Below are 16,428 nucleotides of genomic sequence, written 5' to 3'. Positions count from 1 at the left end.
CGATAGCGAACAGGCAAAGCAAATTATCCCAAATACAAAACCAACTTCCTATCAAACCAATTGCCCAAATCCGTTGTAGTAGCTGTTAGGCGATGTTTTTATATCCAGAATTGCCAAGGTTTTTTGTTATTCTTTTTCTGCCAGTCTTTAAAACGTTTATCTATTACAAGCCTTATTTTATCGTAGTTTTCCCAACTATTTTCATATTCATAAATACTATCTTGATTTGAATCTAACGTGTTTGCATAATCGCCAAAATATTTGTCTGATGAATAATAATCTTCGGTAAATTTTAGTCCTATTTCATTCAAATCTTCTGCCCAAAACTTTCCATCACAACATTTAATCAGGAAATCACGACCAGTAATTTTTTTGGCTTTTACATCTTCTAATAAGCTTGCAGATTCCGTCAAGTGAATCTCCCCAATTAAATTGTTCTCGATAATCCAATTTAAATACATTCCGATATGAGTTCCTCCATTTTCAAGAGGAATATTTTCAGGAAAATCTTCTGTTTGATGCCAATCTATTCTGTCGATACTTGCCATTTTAATGGTTGTGTTAAATGTTGCCTAACGTCTTGGCACTACAGCGGGTTTGGGACTAAATTAAGCCCATTCTTCGGATTTGTCAAATCATCCCAAATACAAAACCATCTTTCCATTAAGCCCAATGCCCAAATCCGTTGTATTGGCTGTTAGGTACTGGCTATTTATTTCTTTCCACCGAATAATCTTGATAGAAAACCTTGTTTCACTCGTTTCTCAACTATCCAAATTGGTTCATCACTCGGTCTTATGATTTTTGTGTTCGGTCCTGATTTACCCCAAGGAAATCCTGTTTTTATAGGTTGATTAGTCAAGTCCGCCACTAAAAACATTTCTGGCAGTTCAACTTGTCCGTTTTCAAAGTCATAATCCTTTTCATTTTTTTCCATTATTCCGATTTTTTCGGTCCAAATATCCATTACGGTTCTTTCGTGAATAATGTCCAAGTTGGATTGATTTCCTTTTTGTCCGAACTCGTCAACGTGTCTTATGAACTCCGTTAAATTTTCAGAGTGTTTTACAACGACAGATGGGTCGTGACAGACATAATAAACTGAATTCCAAATTCCCTTAGAGTCAATATCTAAAATCCAAAAATTACCAAACCCATCTCCTGCAAGTTGGATTGATTTTGGAAACATTTCTTCAAATCCAAAATGACCGAATGCATCAAAACGTACTTCTTCAAGTCCATAAAACTCAAAACCTTTGCTGAATCTTAATAATTCTTCGATTTCATTCGGTAAGTTGTTATCTGGAAGCTGATTTTTCAGGTTTTCTATTTCACTGTCGGTCATTCCATCCAGCAATTCGACCTTATACAAATCTCCGTCTTCCGATTCGTATTGGTTGGAAAGGATTGATTCTAATTGTTGTTTCGGTGTCATTTCTGTTCGTGTTGTTTTAGTTTGTGCCTAACGTTCTCGCGCTACAAGCAGTTTGGGGTTAAATAAGCGTTATCTTTCGGATTAGCCAAATCTTCTAAATACAAACCAATTTTTCCATTAAGCCAAATACCCAAATTGCTTGTAGCGTGTGTTGGCAGTAGTTTTTATTTTCTTCCGACTAGTTTGTCTAACCAATTTATTCGATTTTCTACAATACCTATTTTTTGCTTTCGTGGATTCCAAAGTGAATTCTTTTCTGCTTTCGAATTCTTTTCAGCTATTTCTGCAAAACTTCTTGCTTGTTCAGAGTTGCCCTTAAATTCTGAAATTATAGCCAAAATTGAGTACATTATATAATTTTGAACTGGAAAACTTATCGATTCATTTTCAATCTTTTCAATTAGTATTTTTTCTACTTCATTGTATGACTCTGTTTTACCTTCTTGAATCACAATTTTGGAGAAATCTAAATAAGAACTTGTTATTACGTTAGGAAATTCCTTTTCATAGTCAAGTGATTTTTTGTAAAAACATATTGCCATTTCTGCATCATTTCTTAACTCATAGATTTGACCTAAAAAGTTATAACACGGACTTTTCTCAATTCTATTTTCAGGATATTCTCTTAAGACTTTATTTAGTAGTTCTTCAGCAACATTTACTAGCTTTTTTTCCTTTGTGTATATTAATTCTATAGCTTGAATTTTTAAGTATTGAGCTCGTCCATCTTTTCTTGCACGACCAAGTTTGGCAAAGAATTCTTCTTCGTCCGTTTTCGTCCAAGTTTTTCGTCTATACCAATCTGTCATTTCTGTTAATTGTTAAGTTTCTTTCGTGGCAAAATTACTGCCAACTAGCATATACTACTGACAACATCAGACATATCACCCAAAAATTGGGCAGATATGTCTGACAAAGGTCAGGGTTTATTTGTTATCAAATATATAATAATAAACTTATAAATAATCAAAAGAACTTTTAATTCGTTGAATGATTTTGGTACTGACATGGATATAAAATTCAGTGGACTTAGTGCTGTTTTGAATCAATACAAACATGATTAATCAATAATAATATTAAAGTCGAATCAAAAAACTAAACATCATTCAAAATCTTCAAGTCTTCCAATAAATGGTTCGAATTCTGTACCGTCAAGGTCACTAAGTAAAGCTTCAGAGAAATCAGGAGCTTTTTTTGTCTAAGTGATTTTTAATTTCCGTTATATTCACTAGCGGGACGTTCGCACTAGCAAGGAGAGATCAAAGTCATAATTCAATTTAGCCAATATTCCAATTTCATTTCTGAGTAATAAGGCCCATAAGAAATTTGGACTTCTCTATTTCCTGCTTTGGGAATCAAAAAGGAGACTTTTATTTTTCTAGTTCTATTATCAATCAAGGTTAAGATTTTTACATATTCTTCGATTATCACACCTTCTTTTTGAGCCATTTCCACTATTTTCCTTGATTTTCTTATTGTTCTTTTGGTAGGCGAACAACCAAATACTGCTTTATATTTTCGTGGTTTAATGGAGTCCAAAGTCTTTTTATTGAGAGCAGATTCTATAAAATCTTCATAATCGTTGAAACTTACCCCAATTTCTTGAACACCATTTTCATAAGAAAATATATGATCATTATCGAAAAGAAAATCTTCATAAATTCCATATTTTCTTTCAGAAAAATTATATCCCTCAACTATTAAAATTGTCGAACTAGTTGTATCAATTCGCTTTTGAGTTTGGTAATCTTCTCTTTTTGAAATCAACAAATTAAAACAATTTATTTGCTCTGTTTTTAGTTCGCTCTTTATTGAGTCTAAAGTTTTAATTGTAATTTCATTCCAATTCTCTTTTTTTTGTGCAAAAGATAGAATCGATGTCAATAATACTAATATTGGGAGAATTTTTCTCATGTGACTTTAACATTTATATAATTTACTTGACAAAATGCTCTTTAAAAAGATGCAAAGCAAATATCTCCCGCTTTGGTCTTTTCCAAAAAATATATTCAAAAAATGTGCCCTTCATGAAGTCTCTCACTTATTGCTTTTTAATTTCGTTCCATCGTCTTTCAAGTTCATTCAATTTCGTTAAGAATTCCTCGTCGTCAAGATAGAAAAGTTTGGCGTTAGCTTCATCAGGTTTATTATGCACATAACTTTTTATTTGTCGAATAATTCTAGTGTTGACATACGTGCAAATTTCGGTGGACTTTTTACTTTATTAAATCACAAAATTAGGCATCATTTAAATTTTTTAAATCATCTAGCAAAAGGTTCGAATTCTGCCCCGTCAAGGTCACAAAACGATATAAAGAAGAAAAAATCTTCGTTATACCGTCCCCCCCCTATTTCATACGTCTCAAAAATCATGAACAAAATAGAACTAACTTAAAAAATCAAAAAGTTTTTAAAAAGACAACTATTCTTAAGCGGATATAATATCTGACAAAAAGAATATTTTGCAGGATATTTTTCTATCTTTGAAAATCACACTTTTTTTAATCTGTATGGCTCTATCTTTAAGCCTTTAGAAAATACTCATTATGGAACAGAAAATACATCAGGGAAGAAATGTAAAACGTTTTAGAGAAATGCTTAACATAAAACAGGAAGCATTAGCCTATGATTTGGGAGAAGATTGGAATCAAAAGAAAATTTCTATGCTGGAGCAGAAAGATGTGATTGAAAACAATTTGCTGAAACAAATTTCAGATGTATTGAAAATTCCTGTGGAAGCTTTTCAAAATTTTGATGAAGAACAGGCGATAAATATTATTTCTAACACTTTTCATGAAGGAGCAGTTGCTAACAATTCTGGATATATCAATTGCACTTTAAATCCGATTGATAAAATTGTACAAATGCATGAAGAAAAAATTGCCTTGTATGAGCGTATGTTGAAAGAAAAAGACGAGATGATGCAAAGACTTGAGAAACTAATCAATAAATAATTCAGAAAATTAGCATTTTTAATTTTCCCCCGCCATAATTACATAAAACATATTTCATTGCAAAATAAGAACTTACAGCTATAATAAAATTTATTATAAAAATCATTGCAAAAAAGGCTTTACAAACTAAATAAAGTACTTATCTTTGCACGCTCATTAGAAAAAGCAATGACTCGATAGCTCAGTCGGTAGAGCACATCACTTTTAATGATGGGGTCCTGGGTTCGAGCCCCAGTCGGGTCACAAAAGGTTAAGTATTAATTTACTTGACCTTTTTTCTTTTTAAGCCTTTAGCTAGCATTAAAATTAATACGCTGCAGTCTCTATTTTTATCTTCAATATTTTTATCTGTACCTATATTTCTATCCCTATATTTGTTTGGCTCTGAAAACAAAAAAATGAAAAACATACTATACTTAATCTTATTTTTCTCAATTGCGGGTTGTAACAAGAAAATTGAAAACGAAAATACAGCTGAATCTAAAGAACAGAAAATCGAAACATTTTGGAATTGGTTTATTGAAAATGAAAAAAGGTTTAGGAATCCAGAAATAGATTTAGACGAAGTCTTACAAGAGATTTTAGATAATGCAAGCGCAATTGAAAAAGAACTCGCATTCGAAATAAAGCCAATAAAAAATGGAATTATATCTTTAACCATTTCCGCAGATGGTGTAAAACAATTAATTCCAACTGTCCAAAAAATGATAGAAAAGTCTCCAAAAATTAAAGGCTGGAAATTTATTGCTTTTAGGCAAAAAAAAGACAAGAAACTATTCACAGACATTATTTACTTGTCGGATCAAATAGAACTGGAACCTTCTAAAATGCAATTTCTTCCAATAGTTGAAAATGGCAGTTTAGAATTGATAATATATTCTACTGGAATTAATGAGGAAAATTATAACGAAATATTTTATGGAGGTTCTTTATTACTGGATAATTTGGTCGGAGAATATAAATTTATGACACAAGTAGATAATTATGATTTTCATAATATGCCGACAAAAAAAGAAGATTTAAATCAATTAAGACCATTATCTGAACTTCCTGCTTTCATTGATAATCATGAAGCCAAAAAATAATCATGTAAATTTTATCAACCTCAACTTAATCATTATAAATTTATGAGAAAGAAAACGTTTCTTTATTTGTTTATAGCTCTAACTTCAATCTCACTCCTTTGTTATTTAAGTTTTAAAGATTATAATAAAAATGGCTACGATATTTCTCAACAAGGTTTTTCAGAAGTAAAAGGAGGATTTGTTCCTGAACAGCATACAGATTATATCTTCACAACTGTTGAATCTGAATTTACATTTAATTATATAACTTTTATTTTAGCAGTGACCTTATTAGTTGTTATTCTTATTTGGAAAAAAGTAATTAAAAAGAACGTCAAAAAACAATAAATATGAAAATTGCATTTTCTAATAAGTATAAACTTTAAGTATAATGTTCTAATTAATTATTCTTTTCTAAAATAAAACAACTAATATACCTGATATGAGAAAAAGCATATTCTTAATGTTATTATTGATTATTTACTGCTGTAACTCTTCAGATTACTGCATAAATGGAAATTGGAAAATTGTAAATTCTGAAATTTTCACAACATCGGATCTTAATGAAAAGGAACAATTTTACAAATCCTGTTTAAATAAAAACATTGTCATTAAAGAAGATAAAATTTATTTCCCTCAACCCGATAATTGCTTTGATCTAAAAACAGACATTCAAATTCTAAAGAAAAAGGTTTGCCAAATGAAAGAACTCCCTATTAATAATTTAGAACGTCTTTCTACTAGTTTAGGATGGAAAAATGATTCTATTTCAAAAAACAAAAAGATTGAATATTTTGAAGGTATTTTAGATTCTAAAAAAGAAGAAAATAAGATCCTTATTTTTAAGATTAATGCATCTGAAATTGCAATTTATCAAGATCCTTATTTTTTAATTTTAAAAAAAGAGTAATCATAAAAACTTTTTACATTATGACACACTTTAATTTGTACAATTTATGAGAGCAAACATTCTAAAGAAATTAAATAGTATGATTAATGATCTTGAATCAAAACCTAAAATGTTTTTTACAAACCCTGATTACGCTAAACTATCTTCTTTTTCATTTGGTTATTTAACTTGTATTGATAACATTCATTCAACTTCAATTAATAATCTTTTCTCTGAATGGCTAAATAACAGAGACAAAAAAACTTCATTGTTTTGGACAGAATATATTTTAAAAGTAATCGCTGATGGTAATGAAAGGAATGCATATGAAATATTAATTAAAGAGTTCAAATTATTCATTTCAGATTTAGCTTTGCAAGAAAATATTAAAATAACGTGAATATCCAATCTTAAGAAAGTAAAAACAAATAAAGTTGATTTAAAATTTTTCTTACATTCGCTTAAAGCAATACATGAAATGGCTTTAAAACAACAAAAAACATGGCAGATTCAAACCAGTTACTTTTTTTTCTTAGTGCATTAGGAGCATTTAATGGTTTTATACTTTCGGTTTATTTTGCGATAAATGCGAAGAAGAAAATTTTCTCTAACTATTTTTTATCGCTGTTAATGCTGGTTTTAAGTATTAGAATTGTTAAATCAGTCTTTTTTTACTTTAATCCAAACCTCTCCAATATTTTCATTCAAATCGGACTTTCTGCTTGTATTCTCATTGGTCCGTTTCTTTTTTTATATCTAAAACCTTCAAAAGAGAAAAACCAAAATTGGGTCAAACACGTTATTCCGTACCTAGCCGCAATAACACTTATAGGCTCTTTTTATCCGTATGTTAAACATTTGGCAATTTGGAAAATCTGGATTGTAAAAGCAATCTATTTTCAATGGTTTGTTTATATCGTTTTGTCTTTCCAGTTTATAAACCCCATTATTCAAAAAATCAGAGAAAAAGAACCTTTAAAAAAAATCGATGTATGGTCACTGAGTATTTATATTGGCGTAGCCATTATCTGGCTGGCTTATACCGTCGCATCTTACACCTCTTATATCATTGGCGCTTTGTCCTTTACATTTGTTTTATATTTAGTTGCCTTGCTTTTGATTTTTAGAAATAACAATGAATCCAACTTTTTTCAGGAAAAAGAAAAATATAAGAATAAAGAAATCGATGCTGCAATGCTGGCTCTAATCGATCAAAAATTAGCTTTGATAGTAGAAAAAGAACTTTATCTTAATCCTAATTTTAGTCTTGACGATGCTGCAAAAGAACTCAAAATATCCAAACACATCTTATCTCAATACGTAAATGAAGTTTTAGGTAAATCTTTTTCTAACCTCATCAAAGAATATAGAATTGAAAAAGCCAAAAAACTTTTAGAAAACGAAAGTAAAATCACACTCGAAAGTTTGGGTTACGACAGTGGCTTTAACTCAAAATCTACCTTTTTTACGGCCTTCAAAAAAACAACTGGTTTAACTCCCGCAGAATACCAAAAATCGTATTCAAAATGAGTTTTATTTTATAAAATAAGAGTTCAAGATTATAAATTAAAACCGCCGCTACATCCTGATCTAAGATATTTGCTCTCATTATTAACAATTTAAAATTTTAAAAATGAGAAACGTCTTTTATTTATTTCCTTTTGTTTTTTTGTCCTTTACTATGAATGCCCAAGACCCAGATGCCGGGAACGATTTACTGCAAATTCAAAAAACGCTTAATCTTTACATTGATGGGCAGGCTACCGGCGATTCACTTAAGGTTGCTACCTCTTTTCACGACTCTTGGCAGCTCAAGTATTTTGCCGAAAACAAATTCAACATAGTTACAAAATCAAAATATGTTGTTGGTTATAAAAAACATGCCAAGCCCGAAAACTGGTCGGGACGTATCGTGTTTATAGATTTCACAAATGACATTGCCAATGCAAAAGTCGAAATCAGTACCGCAAGACTTTTATTTGTAGATTATTTTCATCTCATGAAAACCAATGACGGATGGTTTATTGTAGATAAAATTTCAACCAGAACACCTCATAAAACAGTAGAACCGATTGTTGCAAAGGCACAAAAATAGATCAATTTTCTTTCTTAAAACTAACCTCAACTTTTCTAAAAATGAATAGACTACTATTGTATCTGATTTTCACAGTCCAATATACTGTCGGCTGTTATGCGCAAAATAAAATACTGTTTGTAACGTCCAACCAAGATTTTTATGGAAAAACTAAAATTACTGCTGCTAACCATTTTGAAGAAATTATAGTTCCTTATGATGTATTTATAAAAGCGGGCTACAGTGTAGATTTTATCAGTCCGAGTGGCGGTGCAATTCCGATTGGTTATATCAATACCTCTGACAGTCTGCAAAAAAAATATCTTTACGACGGTATTTTTATGGACAAATTAGAACATACTTTAAAACCATCTGAAATTATTAGCAATAATTATTCAGCAATTTTTTATGTTGGCGGCGGTGCTGCAATGTATGGCGTGCCAGAAAATGCAGCTATACAAAGAATTGCAAGAGCGATCTATAACAAAAACGGAGTAATTGCTGCTATTTGCCATGGTACTGCAGGAATTACCAATTTAACAGACGAAAACAAAACAGCTCTGTATGCCGGAAAAAAAATAACCGGTTTTCCTGACGAATTTGAAAATAAAGATGCTGCCTATTACAAAGCATTTCCGTTTTCTATAGACAAAGCAATTAAAGATAATAGAGGCGATTTTGTATATTCTAAAAAAGGCGGCGACGCATTTTACATTGTTGACGGACGATTTGTAACGGGTCAAGACCCAACTTCAGGCGCAAGAGTAGCAAATGAAGTGATCGTGATTTTAAAAAATAATTTCAAAACTTAATTCTCTCATAAAAAATCAAGTCGCTATAAAAACAAACAGCTTTAGAATTTCTAAGGCTGTTTGTTTTTATATAAACTTATCAGAAAAAAATTATATTTACAAAACCATTAACCTACACCAAAAACCGCTATAATTTATGATTCAAAAAATTACACTACTTATTATAACTGTTTTCATTTTGAATTCTTGTAAAAGAAACAACGACAAGCAATTTTCGAAAGACATACTTGGCGAATGGACTTACGTTAAAACTGAAGACCTAAGAAAACCAAAAAAAGATCAGGATTACAAATATCCGCCACCGCCATCTCCTTTTGGCGGTCACATCCAGGGATACCATTTTCTTGAAAATAATGTCTGCGAAAACAAATTAGGTTATTATAAATTAATCGAAGCGGAACAAAGACGAAACCGAAAAATCATTTTCTTAGGAACAAAAACGGAATATAAAATCGAAAATGACAGCTTAAAAATTTTAGATCTAGAAGCTAAGACTTGGGAAAATCAAAAAATACAATCCATTATTGGAGATACTTTAACCGTAAAAATGAGCGACAGTATATTTGCAAAATATGCACGTTCAAAGTATAAAATCGATCCTAATGAAAATTATGATCAAATCATAGTTTCGTCTTCTGGTTGTTATGGTTCTTGCCCTATTGCAGATATAAGTATTGATCACAATGGCAAAATCTTATTTTATGGACAGGATTATAATACTCAAAACGGGATTTTTACTTCTAAAATTACTAAAAGTGAATTTCAAAAAATTCAAACCAATTTTAAAAAAGCCGATATAAAAAATCTTCAAAATAATTATGAAGCCAATTGGACAGACGATGAAAACGTTACTATAACATTCATAAAAAATAAAAAAGTTGTCAAATCGATTAACGATTATGGAAGAAATTCTCCAATACCGCTAATTTGGGCTTATATGCCTGTTCGATATTTATATCAACAAATAAAATTAGTTCCTTTTAAAACCGAAAGACCTGTTTTATCAATATTTGGTGCAGGATTTACAAAAGGAAATCAAATTTGTGATCTTTCAAAATCGGAGAGTTTTTATCTTTTCACAGAAATTTACAAAGGAAAAGAAACCTCTCAGGAATTTGAAAACAAATACCAAATTATGTTTTGGAATACAGACGACAAAAAAGAAACGGTCAATACTGACGGAAGATATTTTAAATTTAAAAACAAAACTATTGATATTGGCTATAATTTCTTAATTCAAAACAATCTGACTGAAAAATTTAGACAAAAAATAAAATACGATTACTAAAAGCAATAATCATGAAAACCATAAAAAAGATTCTCCTGATTTTTTTCATAGTGATTATTATATCTATTAGTTTAAAAAAAACAATTACGAATTACTACAATAAAAAGAAACTTCAAACCAATTCAAAAATCATTGAAGGCGTAATTACCGATTATTACGAAATTGGTCTTTCAAATTATTATTTGCATTACAACTATATTGTTGATGGTGTTATTTATGAGAAAGAAATAATGCCTGATAAACTTTTAAAAGGATGCGAAAATGATAAATGGTGCATCAAGAAAAAAATTATTGTCAAATATTTCCCCGAAGATCCTTCAATTAGTGAACCAATTTTAGATAGTATTTCGAATTTTTAAAACATGCATTTAATCTTATATAAAATAAACAAAGACCATCAGCAATTATACGATCTCATTAAAAATCATATCGGTGCATTTGAAAATCCTGTCTATTACAAAACAGATTCAGATGATGGTTTAGAATATAATGTTTTTGAAGGCTCTTTAAACAATGAGGAAACCATCATTTGTTTTGAAGGAAAGATTAATTTCATCAAACTGCACATTAAATACAGTCAGTTTTTAAATCACGAATCGTATTATGAAAGGGTTATAAATTTTGAAAAAGCACTAATTGAGTTATTTAATAATGACGCAGATTTATATCGTCTAGATGAAATACTTGTAGAAGATTTACTCTTAAACAAAGGAATTTATTGGTACAGACAAAACGATGCCAATGAAACTTTTAATCAATGGATTGAAAATGAAGAAAAATTACACTGGTTAAAAATGGAGATTCCTTACAAAGAATTACGTTTTAAGGATTTTTGGAAAGAGCGCAGTTAAAAGAAATCATATCAATAAAACTATTTCACAACTTCAAGTCTAATTTTATCAACTAACCATCTATTTTCTTTTACGGTATACAACTCTTTAATATTTCTCCATTTTCCTTTTGCATCTTTTATCAATACTATTTTACCTTCCAAATCAACCCAAGCCTCAAATTCAATGTATTTTGCTTCTGTCGCATTTACAGTAATCACATATTGGTCATCACTTTTTGGAGTGTTTTCAATTTGTACATTGCTGTTAGTTGTCGTTAAGTAAATATAGTTATCTCCAAAAGGTGTGTTATAAAGACCAGGAAGAATTGTAAAAACAAGCTTGCTTTCTCCTATTTTAAGTTTTGGTGACGCCTTGTATTCTGGATACCAGCTATGAAGTATTACTTTTGGTTTTTTAGTTAATCTGACAGTATCCTGACTGTACATATTTCCAAATGATACAGACAGAAAAATCAATATTAATACGGCTTTGGTTAGTTTCATTTTTATTTAGTTTTTTACAAATTCAATTCTATATTTTATCTTGTTTACCTCTCCAAACGAACCCCAGTCAGTTTTTGTTCCAGCCAAAATTCTTTACTTAGTAATTTGTTTTGTGGCAATAATTCAAGGCTTTCCTCATTCATATCTACGCCACACACAAAACCTAGATTATGATTGTAAGCAATCTCCAGAAGCTGCAAGAAAAACTCTGCGCTTTCGTTGTCTTCAAATTTTAGATTTTCTCGATCCAAATAAAGAATTTCAACATCTTCGCTAGAAATCCAATTGGTGATTCCCATACCGTATGCAGCTAAAAATTCATTCCAATTATCAAGTTCAGAAATTATGTTCTCTGCAACAGTTCTTGATGGTATCTCAAATCGACGAGAAACCCCTCCTTTTCCCAAACCTAAATGTGGAAAAAAGTCGGCACAGGACGCAAACAAATAATATTCAAAAAATCGGCAGAATTCATAATGTGCATCCAAATTACTTATATTTTTTTTGCGCTCTTCATAACTTATCTTTTGTATAAATTCATCTTGGTTTTTGAAAGTTTCATCGAATGACCTCGAGATCAAAATAAATTTCTCAACGTAATTTTCAACCATTCTCTCTATTTCGACTTCAGTAAAACGAGAAATTCCGCCAACAAGATGCGTTTTTAGAAACTCGAGACACATTTCTGTCAAATCGCCCGTTTCTCCTTTTAAAACCGGAATAACTTCGCAGTAAAATTTGCTGTCATCAAATAAATGCAGCGAACACCAATGTCCCATTTTGCTATTTCTTTTCTATAAATTCTTTTAGGCTCAAAAAGCGAACTAACAAAAGTTCTATTTCCTTTTCTGTGGTTTCTTCTTTTTCAACGTTTTAAAAATTGTGAGCACTTTTTTCAAATCTGCTTCAGAAGAAGTATGAGCAAAAGCGTGAATATAGCTGTTCCAGCCTTCTGTACTGCCGCTCTCAATAATCGTTTGCAGAGAAAATCTTGTTTTGCACTGAATACTTGTCCATTCCGTATCTTTGCTGAGTACGATACTCTTTATTTTTTTAGTCTTACAGCTGTCAACGCTTTCATCGAATTGACTTGGATGGTTTCCAAAATACATGCCGCCGGTAAAAGCTTGAGTCTTTGTTGTATCCTTAGGAAAGAAATAATAAACCGAAAAATCCGGACCCCTATTTTCTTTTATAGTATAGCCTTTTGGAATAGAGATGTAAAAATCAATATCTCCAATCTGCGTTTCTTTTAACTCTTTTAAATAAGGATCTTCTACAGCCTTTTCGACTTTTTTATCGTCTTTACAACCAAAAGCAATTAACATTAAAACTAAAGAAAAGAATGAAATTCTAAAATTGAGGGTTCTGTTCATCATACTATATTTAAAAAATTCTCTAAAAATATTAAAAGTAGTTATTCTATTGTTTTGAAATCATTTCTGCGCTCATAAATATTTTGACATTCAATAAATAAAACGGCATTTATAAACATAAAAATTATGGCATACCAAAACCCAAAATGATTGCTGATCCAGCTCGATGCTCCAAAAGAATGGGCAATTAAAACAAATAGTACAAATATTTTCAGTTTTCTACCAGACAATTTACTTGCCGCTGCTCCAATTATTAAGAGCCATAAAATGCAAAGTACAAACAATCCGTAAATATGCTGCGCCATGAAAAACGCTCCAATCGGATTTCCTTCGTCTGCTTTGCTCAAATCGCCTTTCCAATATTGTTCAGATTGAAAAACAATTGTAATAATTTCGTCAAACAAACAAGCCCAATAAGCGGGAATCAATAAGATTATTTTGGAGTTCAAAACTTTTTCTTTCATGTATAGTCTTTCAAGTGATTTTATTTTTAATCTTCAATCAAACAAATTACAAAAGTGGTTTTCTCATTTTGATTTCTAAAATCAAGATAACCGCCGTGCGCTTCGACAATATTTTTAGAAAGCGTTAAGCCAATTCCCGCGCCTTCTTTTCTTGTGGTAAAAAACGGCAGAAACACTTTGTTTTCAATTTCTTTATCAATTCCATTTCCATTATCCGAAATCTGGATAAAAATGCGGTTTTCTTTTATTTCTGCTGCAATCGTGATCTCTTTTTCACTAACATTTTCTAAAGCGTGTAAACTATTCGTCAGCAGATTAATCAGCACCTGTTCTATCTGCTGTACATCTACAGATAACAAACGATCAATTGCAACTTCATTATAAACCTCAACACCTTTTTCTTTAAACAACGGATTCATTACTTCTAATGAATTTTCAATCACTTGTTTTAAACCTGTTTTTTCTTTTTTAGGCGACGGAAGCATGGCCAGTTTTCGATATCCTTCTACAAACTTCTGCAAAAGGTCGCTGCGTCTTAACATGGTTCCGATTCCGCTTTTAATATCCTCCAGATCTTCTGTTGAAATAGCATCCTGTTCTATCAATTCCTGTAAATTCTGCGAAATAGAACGAATCGGCGTGATCGAATTTAAAAGTTCATGCGAAATCACTTTCATCAAATTGACCCAGGCTTCTTTTTCTTTTTTCTCCACCACATTCTGAATCGAATCTAAGAGAACAATAAAATAATCCTGTTCAAAAATTTCGGTTCTCGAAGTCTGCATCACAAAAGTCTGCGTGTTTTGTTCGTTAACACGAATTTCAAGCGAAGTTTTGATTTCCTGAAAATTTTGTTCTTCGATAATTTCACACAACGACGGAAGATGGCTTTTCAGCAAATTCCATTTGGAAACTTTTGGCGAATTAAAGTATTTTGAAAAATAATCATTCATTAAAAAAACATTCCATTCGCTGTTTTCCTTTTTTAGAATAATAATGCCCGTTTCAATATTATTTAAAATCGAAGTATAAACAATATCTCTAGAAACCTGCTCGTTTTGTTTGCTCTTCAATAAATCATACAACCGGAACAAATCGTTTTGGCTGGATTTGTATTTAGAAAAATCGGACGTAAAATCGTTCTGCATGATCGAAGCAATTGTTTTATCGTAGAGCAAAATAATGCCTTTAACATAAAAATAAAGTTCAATAACCAAAAAGGCAACAATCACAAAACCAAAAATTGGTGCAAAGACAAAATTTATTTTAGACAGATAAATCGAGAATTCTATTCCGGCAATAATCAATAACAGTCTTAAAAAAAGAAGTTTGTAGGTTTGTAAGGACTGCAGCATCTTAATTGGTTCTGATGTTATATTTTTCTAAACGACGATACAAAGCGCCCCTTGACAACCCTAATTCTTCGGCCGTCTTGCTGATGTTATTATTGTGTTTTGACAACACCTTTTCGACTGCTGCTTTTTCTACACTCGAAAGCTGAAAATCATCTGAGTTTTCTTCATACTGAGTAATAAACTCCAAATCCAGATCTGAAACCGTTATGATATTATTTTCGCACAGAATCACGGCGCGTTCCATTTTATTTTCCATTTCGCGGATATTCCCGTTCCAAGCGTGTTTTTCTATTTGTTCCAGTACTTTTTTATCAAAAGTGATTTCGTCCCGATGATACTTGGCAATCATTTTATTTAAAAAATATTCGGCCAGCGGCATCTTATCTTCGTTTCTTTCTCGGAGCGGCGGTAAAAGAATTTCCATCGTATTAATGCGATAATACAAATCTTCTCTAAAATTTTTATCGGCAACTTCTAGTTTTAAATTAAGATTGGTTGCTGTAATAATCCGCACGTTCAAAGGTCTTGCATTTGACTCTCCTAATCTCGTAACCGATTTACTCTGAATAACCTGCAGTAATTTTGACTGCAGATGCAAGGGTACATTTCCTATTTCGTCCAAAAAAATAGTGCCGTTTTGCGCCATTTCAAAACGTCCTGGAGTATCGACTTTGGCATCTGTAAAAGCGCCTTTTGCATAACCAAACAATTCGCTTTCAAAAATATTTGAATTCAGTGAACCCAAATCTACAGCCACAAAAGGCAAATTTCTTCTTTCGGATTGGTTGTGAATATGATGCGCCAAAACAAATTTTCCTGTTCCGTTTTCACCCAAAATCAAAACATTGGCATCGGTTTTGGCCACTTTATCTGCCAGCGAATAAGCTTTTTGAATAACGTCTGAAGTACCCACAAAAAAGGTATTTTCAACAACAGTGTTCTTTTGTTTCTTTTGTTCTTTTCGGCTTTTGTCAACTGCTTGTTTTACAGATTCTAATAATTTAGTATTTTCCCAAGGTTTCAAGATATAATCAAAAGCACCGTTTTTTAAACCTTCAACAGCTGTTTCAACTTTTCCAAAAGCCGTCATTAAGATTACAACTGTTTTGGGCGAAAGTGTTTTTATTTCTTTTAATAAATACAAGCCTTCTCTCCCATCTTCAAAACCTATTCTATAATTCATGTCGAGCAAAACCACATCAATCGCATTTTTTGCCAATAGATCGATTATATTTTTCGGATTATTTAAGGTATAAATAGTGTCAAAATATTTTTTAAGATACAATTTGGACGCAAAAAGTATGTCTTCCTGATCGTCTATAATTAAAATTGAAGCATTTGTTTTTTTCATTCTTGTTCGGTTTTGGACAAAAGGTGTCCA

At 31.2% G+C, this 16,428-nt stretch carries 21 protein-coding genes and 1 tRNA gene; 12 read left to right on the top strand and 10 right to left on the bottom strand.

Going from position 1 to position 16,428, the window contains the following annotated elements:
* Window positions 1–98: 98 nt before the first annotated feature.
* The 4 genes from C4F50_RS24325 to C4F50_RS24310 all read right to left on the bottom strand — a co-directional run bounded on the left by C4F50_RS24325 (window position 99) and on the right by C4F50_RS24310 (window position 3,349).
* Window positions 99–548: a DUF7832 domain-containing protein gene (locus C4F50_RS24325; protein WP_194141221.1), complete on the bottom strand. Its 450-nt coding sequence runs from the start codon at window positions 546–548 to the stop codon at window positions 99–101.
* Between the two features lie 164 nt (window positions 549–712).
* Window positions 713–1,435 carry an SMI1/KNR4 family protein gene (locus tag C4F50_RS24320; RefSeq protein ID WP_194141220.1) on the bottom strand — a complete coding sequence of 241 codons (723 nt, stop codon included), beginning with the start codon at window positions 1,433–1,435 and terminating at the stop codon, window positions 713–715.
* 164 nt (window positions 1,436–1,599) lie between these two features.
* Window positions 1,600–2,244 (bottom strand): tetratricopeptide repeat protein, encoded by a 645-nt coding sequence (locus C4F50_RS24315; RefSeq protein WP_194141219.1) that lies wholly within the window; start codon window positions 2,242–2,244, stop codon window positions 1,600–1,602.
* 463 nt (window positions 2,245–2,707) lie between these two features.
* Window positions 2,708–3,349, bottom strand: a complete 642-nt coding sequence (locus tag C4F50_RS24310; RefSeq protein WP_194141218.1) for a hypothetical protein — start codon at window positions 3,347–3,349, stop codon at window positions 2,708–2,710.
* 632 nt (window positions 3,350–3,981) lie between these two features.
* On the opposite strand from C4F50_RS24310, the gene C4F50_RS24305 reads away from it, so the two are divergent.
* The 12 genes from C4F50_RS24305 (at window position 3,982) to C4F50_RS24250 (ending at window position 11,367) form a co-directional block, all read left to right on the top strand.
* The gene (locus C4F50_RS24305) at window positions 3,982–4,389 is read left to right on the top strand and encodes a helix-turn-helix domain-containing protein (RefSeq protein WP_194141217.1); all 408 of its coding nucleotides are present in this window, start codon (window positions 3,982–3,984) and stop codon (window positions 4,387–4,389) included.
* 170 nt (window positions 4,390–4,559) lie between these two features.
* A tRNA-Lys gene (locus C4F50_RS24300) sits at window positions 4,560–4,632 on the top strand.
* A gap of 23 nt (window positions 4,633–4,655) precedes the next feature.
* Entirely contained in the window at window positions 4,656–5,474 is an 819-nt protein-coding gene (locus C4F50_RS24295) for a hypothetical protein (protein WP_194141216.1), read from the top strand.
* Between the two features lie 42 nt (window positions 5,475–5,516).
* Window positions 5,517–5,801, top strand: a complete 285-nt coding sequence (locus C4F50_RS24290; protein WP_194141215.1) for a hypothetical protein — start codon at window positions 5,517–5,519, stop codon at window positions 5,799–5,801.
* 115 nt (window positions 5,802–5,916) lie between these two features.
* Window positions 5,917–6,363 carry a hypothetical protein gene (locus tag C4F50_RS24285; RefSeq protein WP_194141214.1) on the top strand — a complete coding sequence of 149 codons (447 nt, stop codon included), beginning with the start codon at window positions 5,917–5,919 and terminating at the stop codon, window positions 6,361–6,363.
* Window positions 6,364–6,409: 46 nt separating this feature from the next.
* Entirely contained in the window at window positions 6,410–6,742 is a 333-nt protein-coding gene (locus C4F50_RS24280; protein WP_194141213.1) for a hypothetical protein, read from the top strand.
* A 101-nt stretch (window positions 6,743–6,843) separates the two neighbouring features.
* A complete protein-coding gene (locus C4F50_RS24275; RefSeq protein WP_194141212.1) occupies window positions 6,844–7,872 on the top strand; it encodes a helix-turn-helix domain-containing protein in 1,029 nt (342 codons plus the stop codon).
* A 103-nt stretch (window positions 7,873–7,975) separates the two neighbouring features.
* Entirely contained in the window at window positions 7,976–8,437 is a 462-nt protein-coding gene (locus C4F50_RS24270; RefSeq protein WP_194141211.1) for a nuclear transport factor 2 family protein, read from the top strand.
* A gap of 41 nt (window positions 8,438–8,478) precedes the next feature.
* Complete coding sequence (locus C4F50_RS24265) at window positions 8,479–9,228, top strand: type 1 glutamine amidotransferase domain-containing protein (RefSeq protein ID WP_194141210.1); 750 nt, start codon at window positions 8,479–8,481, stop codon at window positions 9,226–9,228.
* A 136-nt stretch (window positions 9,229–9,364) separates the two neighbouring features.
* Window positions 9,365–10,516 (top strand): DUF6438 domain-containing protein, encoded by a 1,152-nt coding sequence (locus tag C4F50_RS24260; protein WP_194141209.1) that lies wholly within the window; start codon window positions 9,365–9,367, stop codon window positions 10,514–10,516.
* Window positions 10,517–10,527: 11 nt separating this feature from the next.
* On the top strand, window positions 10,528–10,875 hold the full coding sequence (locus C4F50_RS24255; RefSeq protein WP_194141208.1) for a hypothetical protein: 348 nt from the start codon (window positions 10,528–10,530) through the stop codon (window positions 10,873–10,875).
* A gap of 3 nt (window positions 10,876–10,878) precedes the next feature.
* Window positions 10,879–11,367, top strand: a complete 489-nt coding sequence (locus tag C4F50_RS24250) for a hypothetical protein (RefSeq protein ID WP_194141207.1) — start codon at window positions 10,879–10,881, stop codon at window positions 11,365–11,367.
* Between the two features lie 20 nt (window positions 11,368–11,387).
* Here C4F50_RS24250 and C4F50_RS24245 read toward each other — a convergent pair whose 3' ends face one another.
* Genes C4F50_RS24245 through C4F50_RS24220 form a run of 6 tightly spaced genes read right to left on the bottom strand, consistent with a single transcriptional unit; the run spans window position 11,388 to window position 16,398 of the window.
* A complete protein-coding gene (locus tag C4F50_RS24245; RefSeq protein WP_194141206.1) occupies window positions 11,388–11,852 on the bottom strand; it encodes a hypothetical protein in 465 nt (154 codons plus the stop codon).
* Window positions 11,853–11,896: 44 nt separating this feature from the next.
* Window positions 11,897–12,631: a hypothetical protein gene (locus tag C4F50_RS24240; RefSeq protein ID WP_194141205.1), complete on the bottom strand. Its 735-nt coding sequence runs from the start codon at window positions 12,629–12,631 to the stop codon at window positions 11,897–11,899.
* 57 nt (window positions 12,632–12,688) lie between these two features.
* Entirely contained in the window at window positions 12,689–13,231 is a 543-nt protein-coding gene (locus C4F50_RS24235) for a hypothetical protein (protein WP_194141204.1), read from the bottom strand.
* 38 nt (window positions 13,232–13,269) lie between these two features.
* Complete coding sequence (locus C4F50_RS24230) at window positions 13,270–13,692, bottom strand: hypothetical protein (RefSeq protein ID WP_194141203.1); 423 nt, start codon at window positions 13,690–13,692, stop codon at window positions 13,270–13,272.
* A 26-nt stretch (window positions 13,693–13,718) separates the two neighbouring features.
* Window positions 13,719–15,047, bottom strand: a complete 1,329-nt coding sequence (locus C4F50_RS24225) for a sensor histidine kinase (RefSeq protein ID WP_194141202.1) — start codon at window positions 15,045–15,047, stop codon at window positions 13,719–13,721.
* A 1-nt stretch (window position 15,048) separates the two neighbouring features.
* Entirely contained in the window at window positions 15,049–16,398 is a 1,350-nt protein-coding gene (locus C4F50_RS24220) for a sigma-54-dependent transcriptional regulator (RefSeq protein WP_194141201.1), read from the bottom strand.
* Window positions 16,399–16,428 lie beyond the last annotated feature (30 nt).

The sequence above is a fragment of the Flavobacterium hungaricum genome, assembly GCF_015182285.1.
In the GTDB taxonomy this organism is placed as follows: Bacteria; Bacteroidota; Bacteroidia; order Flavobacteriales; family Flavobacteriaceae; genus Flavobacterium; species Flavobacterium hungaricum.
The sequence above is the reverse complement of the archived record's forward strand: the minus strand, read 5'-3'. Positions and strand labels throughout refer to the sequence as shown.